General features: G+C 32.5%; 20 protein-coding genes. 19 read left to right on the top strand and 1 reads right to left on the bottom strand.

Annotation, left to right across the window (positions count from 1 at the left end):
• From rlmN to AB9Q04_RS00585, 6 genes are all read left to right on the top strand, one after another.
• Window positions 1–1,026 (top strand): dual-specificity RNA methyltransferase RlmN, encoded by a 1,026-nt coding sequence (gene rlmN, locus AB9Q04_RS00610; RefSeq protein WP_410023462.1) that lies wholly within the window; start codon window positions 1–3, stop codon window positions 1,024–1,026.
• A 2-nt stretch (window positions 1,027–1,028) separates the two neighbouring features.
• Window positions 1,029–1,751, top strand: a complete 723-nt coding sequence (locus tag AB9Q04_RS00605; RefSeq protein ID WP_410023461.1) for a Stp1/IreP family PP2C-type Ser/Thr phosphatase — start codon at window positions 1,029–1,031, stop codon at window positions 1,749–1,751.
• A 9-nt stretch (window positions 1,752–1,760) separates the two neighbouring features.
• Complete coding sequence (gene pknB / locus AB9Q04_RS00600; protein WP_410023460.1) at window positions 1,761–3,770, top strand: Stk1 family PASTA domain-containing Ser/Thr kinase; 2,010 nt, start codon at window positions 1,761–1,763, stop codon at window positions 3,768–3,770.
• On the top strand, window positions 3,760–4,629 hold the full coding sequence (gene rsgA, locus AB9Q04_RS00595) for a ribosome small subunit-dependent GTPase A (RefSeq protein WP_410023459.1): 870 nt from the start codon (window positions 3,760–3,762) through the stop codon (window positions 4,627–4,629). Before pknB ends, rsgA begins: the two co-directional genes overlap by 11 nt.
• The gene (gene rpe, locus AB9Q04_RS00590; protein WP_410023458.1) at window positions 4,623–5,285 is read left to right on the top strand and encodes a ribulose-phosphate 3-epimerase; all 663 of its coding nucleotides are present in this window, start codon (window positions 4,623–4,625) and stop codon (window positions 5,283–5,285) included. The genes rsgA and rpe overlap by 7 nt, the downstream gene beginning before the upstream one ends.
• A 69-nt stretch (window positions 5,286–5,354) precedes the next feature.
• Window positions 5,355–7,484 (top strand): catalase, encoded by a 2,130-nt coding sequence (locus tag AB9Q04_RS00585; RefSeq protein ID WP_410023457.1) that lies wholly within the window; start codon window positions 5,355–5,357, stop codon window positions 7,482–7,484.
• A 69-nt stretch (window positions 7,485–7,553) separates the two neighbouring features.
• Here the strand turns inward: AB9Q04_RS00585 and rpmB are convergent, their stop codons facing one another.
• Window positions 7,554–7,742 carry a 50S ribosomal protein L28 gene (rpmB, locus tag AB9Q04_RS00580; protein ID WP_394011777.1) on the bottom strand — a complete coding sequence of 63 codons (189 nt, stop codon included), beginning with the start codon at window positions 7,740–7,742 and terminating at the stop codon, window positions 7,554–7,556.
• 154 nt (window positions 7,743–7,896) lie between these two features.
• Between rpmB and murB the strand changes: the two genes are divergently transcribed.
• The 13 genes from murB (at window position 7,897) to AB9Q04_RS00515 (ending at window position 23,594) form a co-directional block, all read left to right on the top strand.
• Window positions 7,897–8,799: a UDP-N-acetylmuramate dehydrogenase gene (murB, locus tag AB9Q04_RS00575; RefSeq protein ID WP_410023456.1), complete on the top strand. Its 903-nt coding sequence runs from the start codon at window positions 7,897–7,899 to the stop codon at window positions 8,797–8,799.
• Complete coding sequence (rapZ, locus tag AB9Q04_RS00570; RefSeq protein WP_410023455.1) at window positions 8,799–9,647, top strand: RNase adapter RapZ; 849 nt, start codon at window positions 8,799–8,801, stop codon at window positions 9,645–9,647. Before murB ends, rapZ begins: the two co-directional genes overlap by 1 nt.
• 1 nt (window position 9,648) lies before the next feature.
• Window positions 9,649–10,365: a tyrosine-protein phosphatase gene (locus AB9Q04_RS00565; RefSeq protein ID WP_410023454.1), complete on the top strand. Its 717-nt coding sequence runs from the start codon at window positions 9,649–9,651 to the stop codon at window positions 10,363–10,365.
• Between the two features lie 8 nt (window positions 10,366–10,373).
• Complete coding sequence (gene whiA / locus AB9Q04_RS00560) at window positions 10,374–11,273, top strand: DNA-binding protein WhiA (protein WP_410023453.1); 900 nt, start codon at window positions 10,374–10,376, stop codon at window positions 11,271–11,273.
• A gap of 27 nt (window positions 11,274–11,300) precedes the next feature.
• The gene (locus tag AB9Q04_RS00555; protein ID WP_410023452.1) at window positions 11,301–14,753 is read left to right on the top strand and encodes a DNA polymerase III subunit alpha; all 3,453 of its coding nucleotides are present in this window, start codon (window positions 11,301–11,303) and stop codon (window positions 14,751–14,753) included.
• 9 nt (window positions 14,754–14,762) lie between these two features.
• Window positions 14,763–15,722, top strand: coding sequence for a 6-phosphofructokinase (gene pfkA / locus AB9Q04_RS00550; protein ID WP_410023451.1), 960 nt, complete (start codon window positions 14,763–14,765; stop codon window positions 15,720–15,722).
• Window positions 15,723–15,740: 18 nt separating this feature from the next.
• The gene (gene pyk, locus AB9Q04_RS00545) at window positions 15,741–17,519 is read left to right on the top strand and encodes a pyruvate kinase (protein ID WP_410023450.1); all 1,779 of its coding nucleotides are present in this window, start codon (window positions 15,741–15,743) and stop codon (window positions 17,517–17,519) included.
• The gene (gene rlmD / locus AB9Q04_RS00540; protein ID WP_410023449.1) at window positions 17,519–18,769 is read left to right on the top strand and encodes a 23S rRNA (uracil(1939)-C(5))-methyltransferase RlmD; all 1,251 of its coding nucleotides are present in this window, start codon (window positions 17,519–17,521) and stop codon (window positions 18,767–18,769) included. The genes pyk and rlmD overlap by 1 nt, the downstream gene beginning before the upstream one ends.
• Window positions 18,770–18,998: 229 nt before the next feature.
• Window positions 18,999–19,772, top strand: a complete 774-nt coding sequence (locus AB9Q04_RS00535; RefSeq protein ID WP_410023448.1) for a replication initiator protein A — start codon at window positions 18,999–19,001, stop codon at window positions 19,770–19,772.
• Window positions 19,769–20,596: an ATP-binding protein gene (locus tag AB9Q04_RS00530; protein ID WP_410023447.1), complete on the top strand. Its 828-nt coding sequence runs from the start codon at window positions 19,769–19,771 to the stop codon at window positions 20,594–20,596. The genes AB9Q04_RS00535 and AB9Q04_RS00530 overlap by 4 nt, the downstream gene beginning before the upstream one ends.
• Window positions 20,589–21,074 carry a PcfB family protein gene (locus tag AB9Q04_RS00525; protein WP_410023446.1) on the top strand — a complete coding sequence of 162 codons (486 nt, stop codon included), beginning with the start codon at window positions 20,589–20,591 and terminating at the stop codon, window positions 21,072–21,074. Before AB9Q04_RS00530 ends, AB9Q04_RS00525 begins: the two co-directional genes overlap by 8 nt.
• Window positions 21,071–21,805, top strand: a complete 735-nt coding sequence (locus tag AB9Q04_RS00520) for a BRO family protein (protein WP_410023445.1) — start codon at window positions 21,071–21,073, stop codon at window positions 21,803–21,805. Before AB9Q04_RS00525 ends, AB9Q04_RS00520 begins: the two co-directional genes overlap by 4 nt.
• Entirely contained in the window at window positions 21,798–23,594 is a 1,797-nt protein-coding gene (locus AB9Q04_RS00515; RefSeq protein ID WP_410023444.1) for a VirD4-like conjugal transfer protein, CD1115 family, read from the top strand. The genes AB9Q04_RS00520 and AB9Q04_RS00515 overlap by 8 nt, the downstream gene beginning before the upstream one ends.
• The last annotated feature ends 10 nt before the right edge of the window (window positions 23,595–23,604 follow it).

The following is a 23,604-nucleotide window of genomic DNA, read 5'->3' as shown; positions in this document are numbered from 1 at the left end:
ATGAAACAAACTATAAATGATAAGACAATAAAAGATATAGAAGAGATTTTCACAAATCTTGGTTTTCAAAAATTTAGAGCTAAGCAAGTCTATCGTCAAATTCATGTAAATAAAATAAATGATTTTAATGAAATGACCGACTTACCTAAAGATATGAGAGAAAAGCTTGAAGAAGACTTTGAAATTCAAAAAGTAAATTTACTTGAAACCTATGCATCGAAGATAGACTCTACAAAAAAATATCTTTTCGAGCTAAATGATAGCAATATTATAGAAACAGTATTTATGGAATATGATGACCGTAAAACTATTTGTATTTCATCCCAAGTAGGGTGCAGGATGGGATGTACATTTTGTGCATCAACCAAAAACGGCCTAGTAAGACACCTTAGTGCAGCAGAAATAATTGATGAAGTCTATGAACTTGAAAGATTAAATGGGGATATAAATAATATTGTAATCATGGGTATAGGTGAGCCTTTGGATAATTTTAAAAATATAACAAAATTTATAGAAATTATCACAGATGAAAATGGTAGAAATCTTTCCCATAGGTCAATTACTCTTTCAACCTCAGGTCTTACACCAAAAATCTATGAACTAGCTGATACAGGCCTAGATGTAAATCTTGCTGTAAGCCTTCATTATGCAACAGATGAACAGAGAAAAGAATATATGCCTGTTGCTCGTAAATATAATATAAACGGGCTTTTAAAGGCAACTGATTATTACTTAGATAAAACAAAAAGGCGTGTATCTTTTGAGTATGTAGTAATAGATGGGGTAAACAACAGGGATATTGATGTAGAAAATCTTACAAAATTAATGCGTGGAAAAAATATCCACATTAACCTTATCCCTCTAAATCCTATAGAAGAATTTAAACATGGTAAAACCAGCAAAAAAGTGATAAATGACTTTAAAGATAAACTTACTAGAAATGGTCTAAATGCTACTATTAGATATTCTATGGGCCAAGATATAGATGCTAGCTGCGGCCAGCTAAGAAATAATTACGCGAGGTAGAAATGAAATTTAGTTCGATATCAAACATTGGAAAGCTAAGAGAAACAAATGAAGACTCTTATAGCAATGTTTCTATCAAAGATTATGATTTTTTTATAGTTGCTGATGGTATGGGCGGCCATAGCGATGGCGAACTAGCAAGCAGCCTAGCTAGTAAATCATTTACAGATTTTATTGAAAATTGTGATATTGAAACTTATAAATCAATCCTAGATTTACAAGAAGAAGCCCTATTTTATGCTAATACAAAGGTATATGAACTAGCTAGTAAAAAGCAAGAAAAAATGGGTACTACTGCAGTTTGTCTTTGTGTAGACTATAAAAATAAAAAATATCATATAAGTCACATTGGTGATTCTAGATTATATTTATATCGTGCCGGGGATATTAGCCAACTAACTCGTGATCATTCCTTAGTTAATGAGTTAATAGAAAGTGGTGCCTTAAAAGAAGATGAGGCTGAAAACTTTATCAATAAAAGTGCAATCACTCGTGCTATAGGCATTGGAGAAAAAATAAAGATTGATAGTAAGACAATTGACATGGAAAATGATGATATTATTTTAATAGTTACAGATGGACTTACTAACGAAATATCTTTAGATGATATAAAAAATATAATCAGTGAAAATAAAGATGTCTATGATATTTCTAGTAAATTAATAGAAGCTGCTAATTTATCAGGCGGTAGAGACAATATAACAGTTACGACTGTTAAGATTTAAGAGGATGTTATGGAAAAAATAATTTTGGACGATAGGTATGAGATTATAGAACAAATCGGTGTAGGAGGTATGGCCAAAGTTTATAAGGCAAAAGATAAACTCCTAGATAGATTTGTTGCTATCAAAATACTCAAAGACCAATATGCTGAAGATGATGAATTTCTAAAAAAATTTAATAACGAAGCACAGTCGGCAGCAAAACTTTCCCATATAAATATTGTAAATGTTTTTGATATTGGAGAAGACTTATATCAAGGTGAGCGTATTTATTATATAGTAATGGAATATGTCGATGGGCAAACTTTAAAGGATTTAATCGTAAAAGAAGGTAGACTTTCTAACCACGATATTATAGATTACTCAACACAAATAGCCCAAGCCTTAAAAACTGCTCATAATGCAGGCATTATCCATAGGGATATAAAACCACAAAATATTTTAATAGATAATTATGGTTTATTAAAAGTAACAGATTTTGGTATAGCTAGAGTTTCTTCAAATGCAACTATTACCTATACTAGCTCTATTTTAGGAACGGTGCATTATATTTCACCAGAACAAGCCAAGGGGAAGATAGTAGATGAAAAATCAGACTTATATTCTCTAGGAGCTGTCATGTATGAGATGGCTACAGGGCGTGTACCTTTTGATGCGGATAATTCTGTGGGAATTGCTGTTATGCATATCCAAGATAAGCCAGAGGCCCCTAAAAATTTAAATCCAGAACTTTCTGAGCACCTAAATTATATAATCATGAAACTTTTGGATAAGGAGCCATCCAACAGATTTTTAAATGCACGTGAACTTATAGGTGCCTTGGATGATGAAAATTTTATAAAAGAAGAAGAGGATCTGACAGATACTGCAAGAATACCCATAGTAGTACCCCAAGAGAGGTCCTATCAAAAAGTTTACAATGAACAAGCAAAGATAAATCAACAAGAGGAAGAAGAAAAAGAAGCAGTCTATGTTTCTAATCCAGAAACAGAAAAAAAAGATAAGAGTAAAAGAACTGGCAAGAAAATATGGCCATTATTTCTTTTAGCAATAATTTTACTAGGAGCAGTATATTTCCTAAAGGGTAGGACTAATAATACTGGCACAGTAGAAGTACCAATGGTTCTTAACCTTGACCAAGACCAGGCGGTAAATGAGCTAGAAAGAAGAGGACTAAAAGCAAATATTTCTAGAACAGAAGAAAGCGATGAATACGAAATAGGCAAGGTAATGGGCCAAGATCCAGAGCAAAACACCAAGGTAGACCGAGGATCGGTTGTAAATCTTGTTATAAGTGGAGGTCGTGAGGTAGAAGTACCAGATTTAAGAAATATGACCCTATCCCAAGCAGATGAGAGCCTAAAAGAAATAGGACTTAGACTTGGTAGAACAAATCCTCAAGCAAGCGATAGTGTAGAAAAAGATTTAATTATTACTCAAAATCCTAGGGCCTACTCAAAATTACAAACTGGGACAGAAATAGATGTTACAGTAAGTACAGGGCCTGATCAAAGGGTAACTACCATAGAAGTACCAAATCTAGTTGGCAAATCAGAACAAGATGCAAGAGCAATAGTAAGTCAATATGGGCTAAGCTTGCGAGATGTAAACTACAAACATTCTAGAGACGTTGCTCAAGGTATTGTAATGAATCAATCAATTGCCAGAGGAACCCAAGTAGCAAACCAATCAAAAATTGATCTCACTGTAAGTCTAGGACCAGAAGAAGACCAACAAAGTAATCAAAATGACCAAAATAATCAAACCCAGTCCACAGATAATATTAAAAACGTCATATTAAGGGTGAGATTGCCAGAAGCAAAAGATAACTTTAATGTAATGGTCTTTGATGTAGTAAATGGACAAAGAAATCAAGCTATAATTAACCAACAAATGTCTAGTGCAGATATAAATGAAAATGGAGTGCTAATTTTAAATGTCCAAGCTAGAGTAGGAACCCAGCTAGAAGTAATAATAGATGATGAAACTTTAGGAGTTTATGAAGTAAAAAATGAAGGGTAAAATAACCAAAGCTCAAAAAGAATTGTATTATGTAGAAACTGGTCCCAAGATTTATATGGCAAAGGCACGTGGTAATTTTAGGAAAAAAGGAATCAAGCCTCTTGTAGGTGATGATGTAATAATTGATATCCAAGATGAGGACACTGCCTATATAACAGAGATTTTAGCAAGAAAAAATCTTATAAAAAGGCCAAATATTTCAAATGTAGATCAAATGTTAGTTTTTGTAACTATAACTGACCCACCCTTAAACTTATATAACCTAGATAAATACCTAGCCATGTGCGAATATGAAAAAATGGATGTAGTTATAGTCCTTTCTAAAAAAGACTTGGCTACAGATGAAAAAATTAAAAATATTACTAGTATCTATGAAAATATTGGCTATGAACTAATAACTTTAGATAACTATAATGATTTTCCAAAGGAAAAAATAAACTCAATCCTAAAGGGGAAAACCTCAGCAGTATCAGGCGCATCTGGAGTTGGCAAATCAACTTTTTTAAATAATTTAGTTGATAATAATTTAGAAATCGGTGAAATTTCAGAAAAACTAAAACGTGGTAAAAACACTACCCGCCATACAGAAATCTTTACCCTAGGAGAAGATAGCTATGTTTTTGATACACCAGGTTTTGATAGTTTCGACTTTGACTTTTTAGAAGATGAAAACAATCTAAAGTATACTTTTAGGGAAATGGCAGATATAAATTGTAGGTTTAATAACTGCAATCACATCAACGAGCCAGATTGTGAAGTAAAAGCAAAAGTTACAACAGGCAAGATAGCAAAATCAAGGTATGAAAATTATCTAATGATGTTTAATGCAATTAAAGATAGGAGAGAAAACAAATGGTAGAACTAGCCCCATCAATATTAAGCTGTGACTTTTCAAATTTACAAGGTGACTTGGAGCAAACCAAGGATACGGATTTAAAAATGATCCACATCGATGTAATGGATGGGATTTTTGTGCCAAATATTTCCTTCGGTTTTAAGGTAATAAGTGATATTCGTGATAAAAATGATTATTTCTTTGATACTCATGCTATGATTAAAGAACCTATAAAATATATCCAAGAGTTCAAAAAAGTTGGTGTAGATAGACTGACTATCCACTATGAAGCTTGTGAAAACCTAGATGAAACTATAGAGGAAATTAAAAATTTTGGCATGGAAGTAGGGCTTACCTTTAAACCTGCTACTGATATATCTTTAATAATTCCTTACTTAGATAAGGTTGATTTAATTTTAGTAATGAGTGTAGAGCCAGGTTTTGGTGGTCAAACATTTATGGAAGATTCTATTGATAAAATAAAATTCTTTAGAAACTATATTGATAAGAATAATCTAGATGTAAAACTCCAAGTTGATGGTGGTATTAAAACTACAAATGTGGAAAAGGTCATAGATGCTGGGGCAGATATCATTGTGTCAGGGTCTGATGTTTTTGGTAAAGATATTAAAAATCAAATAGATAAATATTATGAAATATTTAAACAAAAGTCACTTTAATCAGTGACTTTTTTTTATTTATGGGTATGTATATTAAGACGTATTGTTAATATAAAAAAGGAGGTAACAATGGCTAAAAAAGAAGATAAAAATCAAGAACAGAATTTTAAAAAAGCCCCTCTAACTCCACCGGATTTAGATAAGGTAAAAGAAGTTGCTGATAATGATAAACAAAAACAATTAAATAACCATAAAGTTGATAATAAAGACCAAGCCTTTACTACAAATAAAGGACTTAAAATAGCTGAAGATGAATTTTCTCTAAAAGCTGGAGAAAGAGGACCAACTCTTATAGAAGATTTCCACTTTAGGGAAAAAATGCAGCACTTTGACCACGAAAGAATACCAGAAAGAATTGTTCACGCACGTGGTGTAGGGGCTCATGGTGTATTTAAATGTACAAAAGATATGAGTGAATACACTAAGGCTGGTTTATTTACAGAAGAAGGTAAAGAAACAGCTTTATTTACAAGAATTTCGACAGTAGCAGGTTTTAGAGGTTCAACTGATACACCTCGTGATGTACGTGGTTTTGCCTTAAAATTTTATACTGATGAAGGTAACTATGACTTAGTTGGTAACAATATGCCTGTTTTCATCATTCAAGATGCAATTAAATTCCCTGACTTTGTTCACGCTGTAAAACCTGAGCCAGATACAGAAGTACCACAAGCTCAATCAGCCCACGATACTTTTTGGGATTTTGTAACTCGTAACCAAGAGTCAGCACACATGACAATGTGGCAAATGAGTGATAGGGCAATACCTAGATCTCTTAGAATGATAGATGGATTTGGTATTCATACTTATAGATTTGTAAATGCAGAAGGAAAAGGAACCTTTGTAAGATTCCAATGGAACCCACATCTAGGAGTTCACTCTAGAGTTTGGGATGAGACTTTAAAAGTTTCTGGTAATGACCCAGATAGTCAAAGAAAAGATCTTTATGATGCTATTGATGAAGGGGATTATCCAGTTTGGGATTTCTGTGTACAACTTCTACCAGAAGAAAAAGAATTTGATTTTGACTTTGATATTCTAGACCCTACAAAAGTATGGCCGGAAGAAGATATCGAAAAAATCAAAATTGGTGAGATCACCTTAAATAAAAACGTAGATAACTACTTTGCAGAAACTGAACAAGTTGCCTTTAACCCAGGTAATGTAGTGCCAGGTATTGATTTTTCAAATGATCCATTACTTCAAGGTAGATTATTCTCATATACTGATACGCAACTAATCAGACTTGGTGGACCAAACTTTGCACAAATTCCAATTAACAGACCAATAGTAGATGTTCACAATAACCAAAGAGATGGATGGCACCAACATATGATTCCAAAAGGACCAGTTTCTTATATGAAATCAGCTATTGATGACCAATCACCATACTATGCTACACCTGAAGAAGGTGGCTATGAACACTACCAAGAAAAAATAGATGCTAGAAAAATTCAAGCTCGTGCAGAAAGCTTTAAAGATCATTTTAGTCAAGCTACAGCATTCTATAAATCTTTAAGTGAAGTAGAACAAGACCACATCAAAAATGCGTTCTCATTTGAACTTTCTAAGGTTAAAAGGCCAGAGATAAGACAAAATGTAGTAGATATGTTTGCTAACGTTGATAAAGAATTAGCTAAAGAAATTGCTAAAAATATAGGTGCTGATTCACCAAATGCTGAGAGAGGATTTGACCCAGCAGGTGTTAAACCTACTAAGGAAGCTTTAAAAGTTAGAATGCCAGAATTCTCACAAGAAGATACTATCTTTAAGCCAGACACACTAAAAGTAGGTATTTACTCTGATGATGAGGATGACTTTGACTTTAAAGGCCTTACAAAAGCCCTTAAAGATAAAAAAGCAAAACCAGAAATTATCCAAGAAAACTTACAAGATACAAAAGATGGTGTAATGGTAACTCATAGATACGAAACAGTACATCCAGTACTCGAAGATGCTCTTATTGTAGTAGTACCAGAAAAACCAAGCCAAGCCTTTAAGAAAAATGTAGGCGAGTTTGTTAAAGAAACCTTTAAACACTATAAACCACTATGGATTATAGGAGATCCAACAGACATACTTGCTGATGATAAACAAAAAGCTGAAGGGGTAATGGTAACAAAAGATAGTAAAGAGATAGATAAATTTATAGAAAACTTAACTAAACAAAGATTCTGGGATAGAGATGGTTCTATCTAGATAAAAAAAAGACCACTAGGATAATTCCTAGTGGTTTTATTTTGAATTCAAAATAAAAAAAGCATTCGATTATGCTTTTTGTACTCTTCCAGATTTTAAACATTTAGTACATACATTGATTGATTTTGGAGATCCATCTACTATAGCTCTTACTCTATGCACATTTGGTTTAAAAGTTCTGTTGTTGATTTTGTGTGAGAAAGTTACAGTTTTACCTGCTTTTGTGCCTTTACCACAAACTTCGCATACTTTTGCCATATAAACACCTCCTAGCTTTTACAATTAATCTTTATTATTTTACCAATAATTTACTCAAATTACAAATTTTTTTAAAATAAACAAAGATTTTAAATTACGGTATAGTAATTTAGATAGAAAACTTTGATTTAATTTATTAAATCTAGGAGGAAATATGAATTACAAATCTATTTATGAGGGAAAGAGATTTGGCGAATTACTTTTTGACGAACCCTTAAAAGACTACACAACTTGGGGCATAGGCGGTCCTGCTGATGTGCTTATAAAACCAAGTACTGAAGATGAATTGAAAAACTTATTAAAATTTAATTATGAAAATGAAATTCCAACAACAGTAATTGGACTTGGATCAAACTTGCTTATAACAGATAAGGGTATCCGTGGCTGTGTTTTAGTTTTATCTGAAAATTATGATGATATAACCCTAGATGGAACATCAATGACAGTCCTTGCAGGAACTTCTTTAAATAAAGCTGCAGTAACATCAATTGCCAACCACCTAACAGGTATGGAAGAAATATCTGGTATACCTGGTACAATTGGTGGAGCAGTAGCCATGAATGCTGGGGCCTATGGCAGAGAGATAAAAGATGTTTGTGTAAGTGTAAGGGCTTTTGACTTTGAAGGAAATGAATATAATTTTACTAATGAAGAGATGAATTTTTCATATAGACACTCAAAAATATTTGAACAAGACTTGATAGTTTCATCTGCAACCTTTAAGCTTTTACCAGATAGTTTAGATCAAGCAGTTTTAAAATATGAAGATTATACCAATAGACGCGAAACAAAACAGCCCCTTGATAAAAAATCTGCTGGTTCTACCTTTAAAAGACCAGAAGGATCCTATGCATCAAAGCTAATAGATGAATGTGGCTTACGTGGCTATAGGGTTGGAGACTGCCAAGTAAGTGAAAAACACTGTGGATTTATAATAAATGCTGGTAATGCAACATGTAGTGATATGCTTGCTTTTATAGAAGAAGTAGCAGCTATAGTTTACGAAAAAACAGGCTTTACTTTAGAGCGTGAGGTTAAATTAATCGGAGAATTATAATGAAACTTAAAATAATTACTGGTTTAAGTGGATCAGGAAAAACTACAGCCCTAAGGGCCTATGAAGATATGGGCTACTATGCTATGGACAACTCCCCGGCATATTTAGTTGAAAAGTTTATAGAGCTAAACGAAACTCAAGAAAAACCCATAGAAAAAATGGCTGTAGTTATTGACTTTAGGTCTCATAATTTGGATAGCAATATGTACAAGTCCTTTATATCTTTAAAAGATAAAAATCCTGATACCGAAATACTTTACATCTATTGCAGTGATTCTATGATTTTAAAAAGATATAATGAACTTCGCCGACCACATCCTTTAGGAGAGTTTGGAAATGTATCAGACGGGATAGCAAAAGAAAAGGAACTATTAAAGGATATCAGGCAAATTTCAGATAGATTTATAGACACCAGTAATTATACAGCTAAAGAATTAAAAAAAGTTATAGAAAATTCTTTAGATAAGAAAGATTCGATGATTGTAAACATACTTTCATTTGGCTATAAAAATGGCATTAGTGAAGACTTTGACTATGTATTTGATATGAGATTTCTCCCAAATCCTTTCTACATAGATGAGCTAAGGCCTTTAAATGGGACAAATAAAAAACTTAAAGAATACTTGGATGAATTTCCAATACTTGACCAATTTGAAAGTGATGTCTATAATCTCATAAGCTACCTTATACCAGAATTTAAAAACCAAGGTAAAAACACAGTAACCATAGCCTTTGGATGTACTGGTGGTAAGCATAGGTCAGTTTATATGACTGAGCGTATTTATAAAAAATTAAAAGATGAAAATTACATAGTAATAAAGAAACATAGAGACAAGGAAAAGTGGTGAAATGCAGTATTATAAAAGACTACCTTTAGAAAATATAAAAAATGCAAGAGATTTAGGAGGCGTTCCTACTATAGATGGCAAGGTCACACAATGGAATAAGTTTTTAAGAACTGCAAACCTAGATGATATCAGTGATAGTGAAATAGAGATTTTAAAAGATTATGGGATAGAAACTATAATTGACTTAAGAAGAGAAAGAGAAATCCCTTTTGATAGTATAGAACATAAAAAAATAACTGATAACTTTAACTTTAATAACATATCTCTTGCACCTAATGATGAATTTCGCAGGGAAGAAGTGGAGCAAATAATAAATAGAGAAATATCAATCGGATCAACCTATAGAAATCTTATTGATAATTTCCCAAAAATAAGAGAAATAATGGAAGTTTTTGCAAATACAGATGGAGCAACTTTATTTCACTGTCAAGAAGGTAAAGACCGCACAGGAATTATTTCTATGATTTTAATGGGCCTAGCTAATGTCGGCAGAGCAGATATAATTGCAGATTATGAAGTTTCTGCTGCCCATCTTGGTTATATAGAAAGATATGATGAGGATGAACCGTATTCTGTATTCAGGATAACAAATCCTTATGCTATGAATGAAGCCTACGAATATATTGAAAGAAAATATAAAACATTTGAAGACTATCTTTTATACGCAAGGGTAGGTCAAGTAACAATAGATAAGGTGAAAGAAAAATTAACTAATTAGGTGATGGTATGTCTTTTTCTAAAAGATGCAAAAAAGAAGTACTAAAAAAAGAACCAATAAATCCAGAAGCGGAGCTTTTGTGTGTATTAAATTTTATTGGTTCTATAAGAATATCAAATGGTGGCTACAATATAGTTTTTAAAACTTATTCTAATACAGAGGCCAGATATATTTACAATATTATAAAAGATGCTTATAACTATTCGTCAGTCTTTGAGATAAAAGACTTGGCTAATGGAGATAGGCTATTTACTGTACTTATAGATAATGACCCGATTTCTGAAGAAATTATGAAAAAAAGTAATGAATTTTTTATAAATAATTCTGCTGATTTAGAAGATGTACCCTTTGAGTATATTAAATCTTTTTTAAAAACTTCTTTTATTTTTAAAGGATCTGTTAATGATCCTCAAAGGGGATATAATTTAGAAATTTCTACTGCAGATAAAGAAAGTGCAGACTTAGTCAAAAAATCTATGGAGGTCTTTGAACTAAATCCTAAGATAAATATAAAAAAAGACTGCCAAGTAGTCTATTTAAAGGATAGTGATAAGATTTCAGATTTTTTAGCAATTATTGAGGCAAATAAGTCACTTTTTGAACTAGAAAATGTTAGAGCTATGCGTTCTATAAGAAATGATATTAATAGGCAAACTAACTTTGATAAAGCAAATATAGATAGGACGGTAAATGCATCTTTAAAGCAAGTAGATGCTATAAATCTCTTAATAAAGCAAAATGAGTTTTATAAGCTAGCTGATGACATGATAGAAATTGGTGAGCTAAGGCTTGCTAATCCATACGCATCTATAGAAGAACTAGGGGCAATGGTAGACCCGCCTATGAGCAAATCAAAGGTAAATTATAGGTTACAAAAATTTATAAAAATGGCTGAAGATTTGTTATAAGCAAATCTTTTTAATTGGAGAAAAATAATGGAAAATAAGTTTACTCACTTACATGTGCATACTGAATATTCTTTGCTAGATGGTTTTTCTAGGATAGATCAATTAATTGAAAAAGCCAAGTCATATGGCATGGATTCCCTTGCCATAACCGATCATGGGCAAATGTATGGGGTAATTGAGTTTTATAAAAAAGCTACAGCAGCTGGTATAAAACCAATTATAGGCTGTGAAGTTTATATAAATGAAAAAGACCATACCTTAAAAGATCCTAGTAATAAAAAATATTACCATTTGATTTTATTAGCTAAAAATAATAATGGCTATCAAAATCTTTTAAAAATAGTTTCTGAGGCTTATGTGAATGGATATTATTATAAACCGCGTGTGGATCTTGATTTTATAAAAGATTACTCAGAAGATATCATAGCCCTAAGTGCTTGCTTAAGTGGGGAAGTCAACCAAAGAATCTTAGAAAATGATATAGAAGGAGCCTATGAGACTGCAAAAAAATATGCAGAAGTATTTGGTAAGGAAAACTATTATTTAGAATTACAAAATCATGGTCTGCCAGAGCAAAAAAGGGTCAATGAAGTCTTAGTTAAAATGCATGAAGACCTAGATATAGAACTGGTAGCTACAAATGATGCCCATTATATAAATAGGGAAGATAGCTACTACCAGGATGTTTTATTATGTATACAAACAGGAGCTCTTTTAAAAGATGATGATAGGATGAAGATGCCATGTGATGAATTTTATCTAAAATCACCTGATGAAATGCATGCTATTTTTAAAAATTATGAAAGAGCCATTGAAAATACTAATAAAATTGCCGATATGTGCAATGTTGAAATAGAATTTCACAATCCCCACTTGCCATATTTTTCAAAATTACCAGAAGGTATGACGAATCTAGAATATCTCACCCAATTAGTTGATGAGGGACTTGCTAGAAAATATGAAAATGTAGATGAAGAGATCAGAGCCCGTGCTATGAAAGAAATAAATGTAATCAATAGTATGGGTTATATAGATTATTTCTTAATTGTTTGGGACTTTGTAAGATTTGCTAGAGAACATGATATAGCAGTGGGGCCTGGCCGTGGATCTGCAGCTGGATCTTTGGTTTCTTATGCCCTTGACATAACTCAGATAGATCCATTAAAATATAATCTTATTTTTGAGAGATTTCTAAACCCAGAAAGAGTTTCTATGCCTGATATAGATATCGACTTTGACTATGTTAGACGTGATGAAGTTGTAGAATATGTAAACGAGCTATATGGCCGTGACCACGTTTCTCAAATCATAACCTTTGGTAGGATGCAGGCTAGAAATGCCATCCGTGATGTAGGTCGTGTATTAGATATTTCTTATGGCAAGGTAGATAAAATAGCAAAATTAGTACCTGCTGTAATTAATATGACCCTCGACCGCGCATTAGAAGAGTCAGATAAGTTTCGTGAGTCCTATGAAAATGATGCAGAAAGTAAAAGACTGATAGATACTGCAAGAAAAGTAGAAGCACTTCCTCGCCATACATCCATCCATGCTGCAGGGGTTGTTATGAGTAAGGAAATACTTACCGATATTGTTCCTCTAGCCTTATCAAATGACCAAGTGGTAACTCAATTTAATATGACAGAGATAGAAGAACTTGGCTTATTAAAAATGGACTTTTTAGGACTTCGTAACCTTACAGTTATTAAAGATACTATAAAAGATGTAAAAACAAATCATGGTGTAGAGGTTGATATAGAAGACATAGATGAAAATGATCCAAATATTATAGATCAATTTAACAAGGCGAAAACTATTGGTCTTTTTCAATTTGAATCTCCAGGTATGAGAAACTTCCTTAAAAATTTAAAACCGACAGTTTTTGATGACTTGGTTGCCGCCAACTCACTTTTTAGGCCAGGGCCAATGGATGAGATTCCAACCTACATCCACAATAAAAATCACCCAGAAGATGTTACATTTATAGATGAAAAATTAAAGCCTATATTGGGAGTTACTTATGGGATTATTGTCTACCAAGAACAGGTAATGCAGATTGTTCAGCAACTTGGAGGATTTTCTCTAGGAGAGGCTGATAATCTAAGACGAGCGATGAGTAAGAAAAAAATGGACATCATGGAAGCGAATAGAGAAGTTTTTGTCCACGGTAAAGTAGATGAAAACGGAGATATTTTAGTCCCAGGTTGTGTGAGAAATGGTGTCAGTGAGGCAGCTGCTAATAAAATCTATGATGAGATGATTTCTTTTGCAAAATATGCCTTTAATAAATCTCACTCTGCGGCCTACTCATTAGTAGCGGCCCAAACAGCATATCTAAAATACTATTATCCAGAAGAATACATGGCAAACCTTATTTCTTCTGTTATGGATAGTGCTTCAAAACTATATTTATATGTAAGTGAAGCAAAATCTATGGGCATAGAAGTAATTGCGCCAGATGTAAACTTATCTTATCAAAAGTTTTTTGCTAAAGATGGCAAAATTATATTTGGTTTATCAGGAATTAAAAATCTTGGCATAAACTTTATAGGTGCAATTATAGCAGCTCGCGAAAGTGATGGGGAATTTTTAAACTTCAAAGATTTTTTAGAAAGAGTAGAAGCCTATGATAGCAGGGCGCTAAATAAAAAAGGTTTAGAATCTTTAATTAAGGCAGGGGCCTTTGATAGCATGGGTTACGCTCGTTCAAAACTTATGGCTGTTTATGAAAAAGCTATGGCAAATATCCACGAGGGCCAAAAAGTAAATGTAAAAGGACAAATGAATTTACTAGACATGGCTGATGAAAGTTCAAATCAAACCAGCGATATAACTTTCCCAGATATTAGCGAATATCCAAAAAATGTAAAACTATCTTTGGAAAAAGACGTGCTAGGTTTTTACATTTCAGACCATCCATTAAGTGAGGCCAGTGATAAATTAAAAAATACTATTAGCTTTAGAACAAATTATAAGGAGGAGCTAACTGAGCCACAGATAGCAAATTTAGATAATAGATTTGTAACCATGGCAGGAATTATTACTAGTAAATCCGAAATAATGACCAAAAAAAGAAGCCTAATGGCTTTTGCAAATATAGAAGATCTCTATGGGTCAATAGAAATGGTAATCTTCCCAGAAACCTATAAAAAGTATAGAAATTTAATTGAAGATGACAAAGTAGTCCTTGTTAAGGGTAAATTACAAGTGGACGATGATGATGTAAAATTATTATCTCAAGAATTTATAGACTTAGAAAACATGGATTTTAGAACCCTATACTTAAAAACTAATTATAACGAGTATAATAATTTAAGAGAAGTGCTAAAGGATTGTAGGGGAGAGACCCCAGTTGTGGTTTACTTTGCAGACCGCAATAAATCCTTTAAGCTTGATAAAAGGCTGTGGGTAGATACTAGCAGCCAAAATATAGATAAGTTAGAACAATTTTTAGGAAAAGAAAATGTTAAGTTAGAATAAGGAGTTTATATGAATACTATAGGTATTTTAACTAGTGGTGGCGATGCGCCTGGTATGAACTCAGCTATAAGAGCAGCAGTAAGATCTGCCCTAAATAATGGCATGAGGATAAAGGGCATCAGAAATGGATACGATGGTCTAATGAAAGGTGATATATATGAAATGAATGTATCATCAGTTGCTGATATTATCCACAAGGGTGGTACTATTCTAGGTACAGCAAGATCTACAGATTTTACCACTAAAGAAGGCCAAGAACGCGCTGCGCAAATCTTATCTGATTACGGAATTGAAGGATTAATAGTTATTGGTGGAGATGGATCCTTAAAAGGGGCTAAGGCTCTATCAGATTTAGGAATAAAAACCGTAGGTATTCCAGGGACTATTGATAATGATATGGGCTATACTGATTTTACAATCGGATTTTTTACAGCTATGGAAACAGTAAGTGATGCTATAGGAAAACTTCGTGATACATCAAGCTCCCACGGTAGGGCAGTTGTAGTAGAGGTAATGGGTAGAAACTGTGGGGACCTTGCCCTATATTCAGGTCTAGCAGGTGGAGCAGAATCAATAATTGTTCCAGAACATGATTTTTCTATGGATGACATAGTAGAAAAAATGGAACATGGTAGAAAAAGAGGAAAACTTCACCACCTTATAACACTTGCAGAAGGAGTTGGAGACCCATATTCTATTGCCAAAGAACTAGAAGAAAAAACAGGTATAGAAACAAAAGTAACTGTCCTAGGCCACGTACAAAGAGGGGGCTCACCATCAGTTGCAGATAGATTATTAGGATCGACAATGGGAGCGCGTGCTGTAGAATTATTATCAGAAGAAAAAACAAATCTTGCTATTGGTTATGTAGATGGCGAGCTTATTGAGGTGAGTATAGAAGATGCAGTCAATACAAAATCTCAATTTGATGAACACCTATACCAATTAGCAAATAACTTATCAAAATAATTAGTAAAGGAGTTAATAATGAATCAAGTACCAGATATTCTTAAAAAAACCAAAATAGTTTGTACTATAGGACCTTCATCTGAATCACCAGAAATCCTTGAAGAACTTATAAATAGTGGAATGAATGTTGCAAGACTAAACTTCTCCCACGGTACCCATGAAGAGCATCTTGCAAAAATAAAATCTATTAGAAAAGTTAGAAGAAAACTAAATGCTCCAGTCGCAATTATGCTTGATACTAAGGGTCCAGAAATTAGAACGGGAAACTTTAATGTAGATGAAGTTTACCTAAAGCCAGATGACGTATTTACCCTAACAACTCGTGATGTGGAGGGTACTGAGGATATAGTTTCTGTTTCTTACGAAGGACTTCCAAATGATGTAGAGGTAGGATCAAATATTTATATTGATGATGGTCTAGTGCAATTAGAAGTAACAGAGATAATAGATGGCACAGATGTAGTTTGCAAAGTGCTAAATACTGGTATTTTATCAAATCATAAGGGAGTTAACCTACCAGGTAGTAAAACAAATTTACCATCTCTTACTCCAAAAGATATTGATGACATTAAATTTGGTATAGAAAATGATATAGACTTTATAGCTGCATCTTTTGTCCGTAAAAAAGAAGACGTTTATGATATAAGAAAAGTCCTAGAAGACCATGGTGGAGAGCACATAAAAATTATTTCTAAAATCGAATCCCAAGAAGGTGTAGATAATATAGAAGAAATTATCGAAGCATCTGATGGAATCATGGTAGCTCGTGGTGATCTTGGTGTAGAAATTAGAACAGAACTTATCCCAATAGTTCAAAAAGAAATTATTAGAAAAGCAAATAAGGCTGCAAAACCAGTTATAACAGCAACTCAAATGCTTGATTCTATGATTAGAAACCCAAGACCAACTAGAGCTGAAACAACAGACGTTGCTAATGCCATCATCGATGGTACAGACTGTGTAATGCTTTCAGGAGAAACTGCGGGTGGTAAATACCCAGTAGAAGCAGTTCGTACCATGAGAAATATTTGTATCACAACAGAATTATCCGATGACTTTATAGAAAACATATATCAAACAAATATTTCATCATCATTTACAACGACAAATGCTATTGCAAAAAATACCTGTGACCTTGCAGAAACTCTAGATGCAAAAGCAATCATTTCATGTACAGCAAGTGGTAATACATCAAGAGTAATCTCTAAATTTAAACCAAAAACAAACTCAATTGCAGCCACTACAACAGAAAGAGTAGCTCGCCAATTATCAGTAGTTTGGGGAGTATATCCAATTGTAATCCAAGAGGCGCAAGAGACAGATGAACTTATCGATCGTGCAATCTTTGGAGCGATTAATGAAGGATTTGTTTCAGAAGGAGACCTTACAGTAGTAACAGCAGGTATTCCACTAGGTATATCTGGAAATTCTAACCTAATAAAAGTTCATATTATAGGTGATATTATTACAAGCGGTACTGGTATTGGAACAAAATCAGTTTCAGGAAAAGTATGCCTAGCATCCACTCAAAAAGAACTTGAAGAAAAATTTGAAGATGGTGACATCATAGTTGCCAAATTTACCGATGCAGATATTACCCAATACATCCAAAAAGCAAGTGCAATTGTTACTGAAGAAGGTGGGCTAACAAGCCACACTGCAATTGCAGCAGTTCACTTTAACCTACCAGCCGTAGTAGGAGCCTTTAACATTCGTAATCTTGTAAAAGATGGAGATACCATAACAGTAGATCCAATCGGTGGAGTAATTTATAAGGGAGAAGCAAAAGTTATCTAATGATTATAAAAGACATTAAGATAATTGATATCCTCCAAGATGGCAGGGGAGTAGCCCGTACAGATGGAAAAATTGTATTTGTTGAAAATGCAGTTTACGGTGAAACTCTGGATGCTAAAATAATAGCAGAAAAGAAAAATTTCTTAGAAGCTAGAAAAATAAATACAAAAATAAAAAGTGATTATCAAAGAAAACCTCCATGTCCATATTTTTATGAATGTGGAGGTTGTTCTATAATGGATATCAATTATGAAACCCAAATTGATTTAAAAAAGAACCTAATAAAAAATGCTATAAAAAAATCAGCTGACATAGTTTTAGAAGATATAGAAATTATAAAAAGCCCAGAGTTTAGATATAGAAACAAAATACGCCTACAAGTGGATGATGCTGGCGGATTAAATTATCTAGAAACTTATTCTAAAAAAATGGTAAAAATAGAAGACTGCCTTATAGCCAATAAAAAAATATCTAAAAATTTATCTAAAATCGAAGACATAAGTAGGGATATAAATCAAAAGTTTGCATCAATCATTGAAGAAATATCAATTAGAGCAAGTGAAAATAATATACTATTAAACCTACGAGGAAACTTTGATAATAAGTCTATTGCTTACATAAAAGAAAAATATTCAAATAGCAATTATAATATTAATCTATTAAATGGTAGAGATTTAATTACCATAAGTGGAGAAGGATATATAGACTATAAAATTGGACAAAAAGAATTTAAAATAAGTGCCAATGATTTCTACCAAGTAAATGACTATCAGATAGAAAATTTATATGGGATAGCCAGAGAATTTTTAGGTAAAAATCAAAAGCTCTTAGATTTATACTGCGGATCAGCTACAAGCTCCATGTCAATAAATGATGACCATATAGTAGGGGTAGAGATAAATAAAAATGCAATCAAAGATGCCAAAGAAAATGCAGAAAGAAATAAGCTAAAAGACTATAAATTTATAGCAAAAAACGCCAAATTTATAGATAGTAATTTCATAAAAAAAGAAAAAATAGACGCAGTAACAGTAGACCCACCGAGGGCCGGCCTTGATAAAGAAGTTGTAAAAACAATAGCAAATGCCGGCATAGAAAAAATAGTCTACATATCCTGCAACCCACAAACCCTAGCCCGTGATATAAAAAGATTTATGGATAGGGGCTATGAGCTAGAAAAGATTAAGGCAGTAGATATGTTTCCTCAGACTATGCATGTGGAGACTATAGCGTTGATACAAAAGATGTAAATATAGAAATCCTGCATTTTAAGCAGTTTTATAAGCATTTTGTCTTCGATAAAGATGAAGAAGGATACGTCAAAAAGACTCAAAAAAACTATATGGACGTAAGAGTAGTTTTGCAACTGGTATGAGGAGACACAAAGAAAAATATAATAAGAAAAAACCCATTTTATACTTTCTATAAGAGTAGCTTAAATAAGGCTGCTCTTTTTTATTTTAAAGAGAGGAGGTAGGAATGAATTTTGATTATTTTTATAATAGGCATTCTGAGATGTATAACTTCATTAGGTTACCTATGGTATTAATGGAAGATAAAATTTTTGAGAGCATTTCTATTGAAGCTAAAGTGTTGTATTCATATATGCTTAATCGAATGGGTCTTTCATATAAAAATGGATGGATAGATGAAGATGGAAAAGTTTTTATTTACTACACAATAGAAAGTATAAAAGATCAATTTAATTGTGCGAGTGAAAAAGCAAATAAATTAATATCTGAACTTGATATTAAATCAGGAATAGGACTGATTGAAAAGAAAAGACAAGGACTGGGAAAGCCTAATAGAATTTATGTTAAAGACTTTATGAGCATATTTAATAATATGGAATTAAAAAATCAAGAAGTTCGAAAAACAAAATTCCAGACTTTCGATAATCGAAATTCAAGAGATTCGAATATCGAAAGTCAAGATTTTCGAAAATCGGAAGGTAACTATAACAATATTAGTAATAATGAGTTAAGAAAGAATGATTTTAGTAAGGGGCAAAAGCCTTATGGAATATATAAAAATATATTTTTGACTGATGAAGAATACAAAGACTTAACGAATGAGTTGGGGAGCAGAATTAGTGACTACATTGATAGGCTCTCGTCATATATGAAAGCAAATAACAGAGTTTATCAAGATCACAAGGCAACGATAATCAATTGGTATCTTAATGATCAAGCGAAAAACATTAATGACAATTCAACAAGAAAAATGAATTACGATATAGGAGAGAGTTTATGAAGAACTTAAAAGATTTTGTATTAAGAAAAAATGATGTTGAAAGAAATGGACATATTTATTGTAAGGTATGTGGTAAAAGAGTCGATGGAGAATTAGTTGACCTTGGATTTACAAAGTTTATTCCCAGAATTAAATGTGAATGTGAAATGAAAAGAGATAAGGAAAATGAAGAAAGAGAAAGACTGATGAAAATATCATCACTGAAAAGAGATTGCTTCTCATCGCCAATCCAATACCAGTATACTTTTGAGAATTTCTTAAATGAAAAGGGCCAAGCCTATAAGGTTGCCTATAATTATGCCAAAAGTTTTGAGCAAATGAAAAAAGATAATGTAGGACTTTTATTTTATGGAGATGTTGGTAGCGGAAAGACTTATCTTGCTTGTTCAATTGCAAATGAATTAATCGAAAGAAAACAAGTTAAAGTTAAGATTATGAATTTATCTCAGGTTATAAACCAAATACAAAAATCAGCATTTAAGCTAGATTCAAATGAAATTATAAGTAACCTCTCTAATATTCCATTGTTAATCTTAGATGACCTTGGAATTGAAAGGGACACATCTTACGCAAGAGAACAAGTATATAACATTATAAACTCAAGATACTTAAAGGGTAGGCCGACAATTTTTACTACAAACTTATCATTGGAAATTATTCAAAATCCAAACATTGACCTTGAGTATCAGAGAATATATTCAAGAATACTTGAAATGACAATACCAGTTAAAGTTACGGGAGAAGATTTTAGAAGAAAAATCCATCAAGAGAAGTTAAGAAAATACAAAGAATTACTTTTATATGGAGGTGGAATAGATGATTAATGAAGAAGTATCTAGGTCAAGTCTTAATCTTGAAGTAAGAGTTGCAAAAGCAACAAGTAAAGCAATTCTTGATGCCTTAAAGAAAGTACACAAGCAAATAGAAGAACAAGGAGGCTTGAAAAATGTAATAAAAAATAATGGAGAAGAAGTAAAACTAAAAGATATGGTTAAAAAGGGACAGTTAGAAGAAATTAATCTAAAGGATCCTGAGTTAAAAGAACTAAAGAAAATTTTAAATAAACACGGAGTGAAGTTTTCTGTTATGAAAGATAAGGAAACTGGCAACCACTCTGTGTTTTTTCAATCTAAGGATATAAAGGTAATGGAACATGCCTTTAAAAAAGCAGTTAAGGAATCTGAAAGAAAGGCCGATAGAAAAGATTCAATAACGAAGTCTATAAATAAGTTTAAAGATATGGCTAAGGACACCATCAGCAAAGATAAAGTTAAAAATAAACATAAGGAGCAAAGCTTATGATAAGTAATTTAAAAACATTTGAAAATAAGAATTTTGGGAAACTCACTGTTATAGAAAAAGACGGTGAGTTTTTCTTTATAGCTAATGAAGTAGCAACGATGTTAGGATATGTCAATCCAAGAAAAGCTATTTATGACCATGTAGATGAGGAAGATAAGGGTGTAACGAAATGGAACACCCCTGGAGGAATACAGAATATTTCAATAATTAACGAATCAGGATTGTATTCACTTATCCTTTCATCAAAACTACCACAAGCAAAAATATTCAAAGCTTGGGTAACGAGAGAAGTCTTACCAAGTATTAGAAAAAACGGAGGATATATAATAGGGCAAGAAAAGAAAACGAATGAAGAGCTACTTGCAGATGCAATTCTTGTAGCCAATAGAATTATTGCTGAAAGAGAAGAAGAAATTGAAGAATTAAGACCAAAGGCAGACTATTATGACAAATTAGTAGATTATAACCTACTTACAAACTTTAGAAATACTGCCAAGGAGTTAGGAATACCACAAAATCAATTTATAAGCTTTTTAATGGATAAGGGATTAATTTATAGAGATAAGAAAAAGAAACTTCTACCTTATGCAGATAAGAACAATGGATATTTTGAAGTTAAAGAATGGGTTGATCCACTAGGTACACTTGTAGGCATACAAACATTTATAACACCAAAAGGAAGGCACTACCTACTAATTCTATTAGATAGTGAAGGTTTCTACGATGAATAAGATATTAGAAGCCATTCTTTCTGATATTAAAAACTTAATTAAAATAGACAACCCAAAGAAATTTATATTATCAAACATTCCTTATCTATCATTCTTTTACATTGGAAATATCTTTTCTAAGCACATCAATTCTTATGTAGGAGGAGATATTATTGATAGAATAATGGTGGGAATTTCTGATATAGGAACTTTATCTTATATACCAAGTATTAATCCAAGGGACTTGTTAGTGGGTATTTCAGTTGCTGCTCTTGTTAAGCTAATTGTTTATAGTAAAGGTAAAAACAAAAAGAAATATAGGCAAGGTAAAGAGTATGGATCTGCAAGATGGGGAGAAAGTAAGGATATTGCTCCATACATTGACCCTAAGTTTGAAAACAATGTACTAATAACTAATACTGAAAGACTAACAATGAACTCAAGACCTAAAAATCCTAAATATGCTAGAAATAAAAATGTATTGGTAATAGGAGGTTCTGGATCAGGTAAAACGAGATTTTATGTAAAGCCAAACCTAATGCAAATGCACTCTTCCTATGTAGTAACAGACCCTAAAGGCACACTTGTGTTAGAGTGCGGGAAAATGCTCTACGAAAATGGATATGACATAAAGATATTAAACACAATAAACTTTAAAAAGTCTATGAAATACAATCCCTTTGCATATTTGAGAAGTGAAAAAGATATTTTAAAACTTGTCCAAACAATTATAGCCAACACCAAGGGAGATGGAGAAAAGGCAGGAGAAGATTTTTGGGTAAAGGCTGAAAAGCTATATTACACTGCTCTCATCGGTTATATCTATTATGAAGCACCTGAAGAAGAAAAGAACTTTAAGACACTTTTAGATATGATTGACGCAAGTGAGGTTAGAGAAGATGACGAAACCTATATGAACCCAATTGATAGGCTCTTTGAAGCTCTTGAAAAGAAAGATCCAAGTCATTTTGCAGTCAAGCAATATAAGAAATATAAGCTTGCAGCAGGAAAAACTGCCAAGTCAATTCTAATATCATGTGGAGCAAGACTAGCACCTTTTGATATAAGAGAGCTTAGAGAACTAATGAGTGAAGACGAACTAGAGCTTGATAAAATTGGAGATAGGAAAACTGCACTATTCGTAATAATATCAGATACTGATGATACCTTTAACTTTGTAGTTTCAATAATGTATTCTCAATTATTTAATCTACTATGTGATAAGGCAGATGATGTGTATGGCGGAAGACTTCCAGTTCATGTTAGGTGTCTACTTGATGAGTTTGCAAATATCGGTTTGATTCCTAAATTTGAAAAACTAATAGCGACAATTCGTTCAAGAGAAATATCAGCAAGTATAATACTGCAAGCACAATCTCAATTAAAAGCAATTTACAAAGACCATGCAGATACAATAGTTGGTAACTGCGACTCTACACTCTTTTTAGGAGGAAAAGAAAAAACAACAGTAAAAGAATTATCAGAAACCTTAGGAAAAGAAACCATAGACTTATATAACACATCAGAAACAAGATCCAACCAAAAATCTTTTGGTCTAAATTACCAAAAGACTGGTAAGGAACTTATGAGCCAAGATGAAATAACTGTAATGGATGGTGGTAAGTGTATTTACCAGCTAAGAGGAGTAAGACCTTTCTTATCTGATAAATTTGATATTACAAAGCATAAGAATTACAAGTTGTTGGAAGATTATGATAAGAAGAACTTGTTTGATGTGGAGGAGTATCTAACAAATAGAGATAAGGTAAAGTTAAAATCAAGTTATAAAATAAATAGGTTAAACATTTGAGTTTATGGAG

Source organism: Anaerococcus groningensis (genome assembly GCF_046365465.1).
GTDB lineage: Bacteria > Bacillota > Clostridia > Tissierellales > Peptoniphilaceae > Anaerococcus > Anaerococcus groningensis.
The sequence above is the reverse complement of the archived record's forward strand: the minus strand, read 5'-3'. Positions and strand labels throughout refer to the sequence as shown.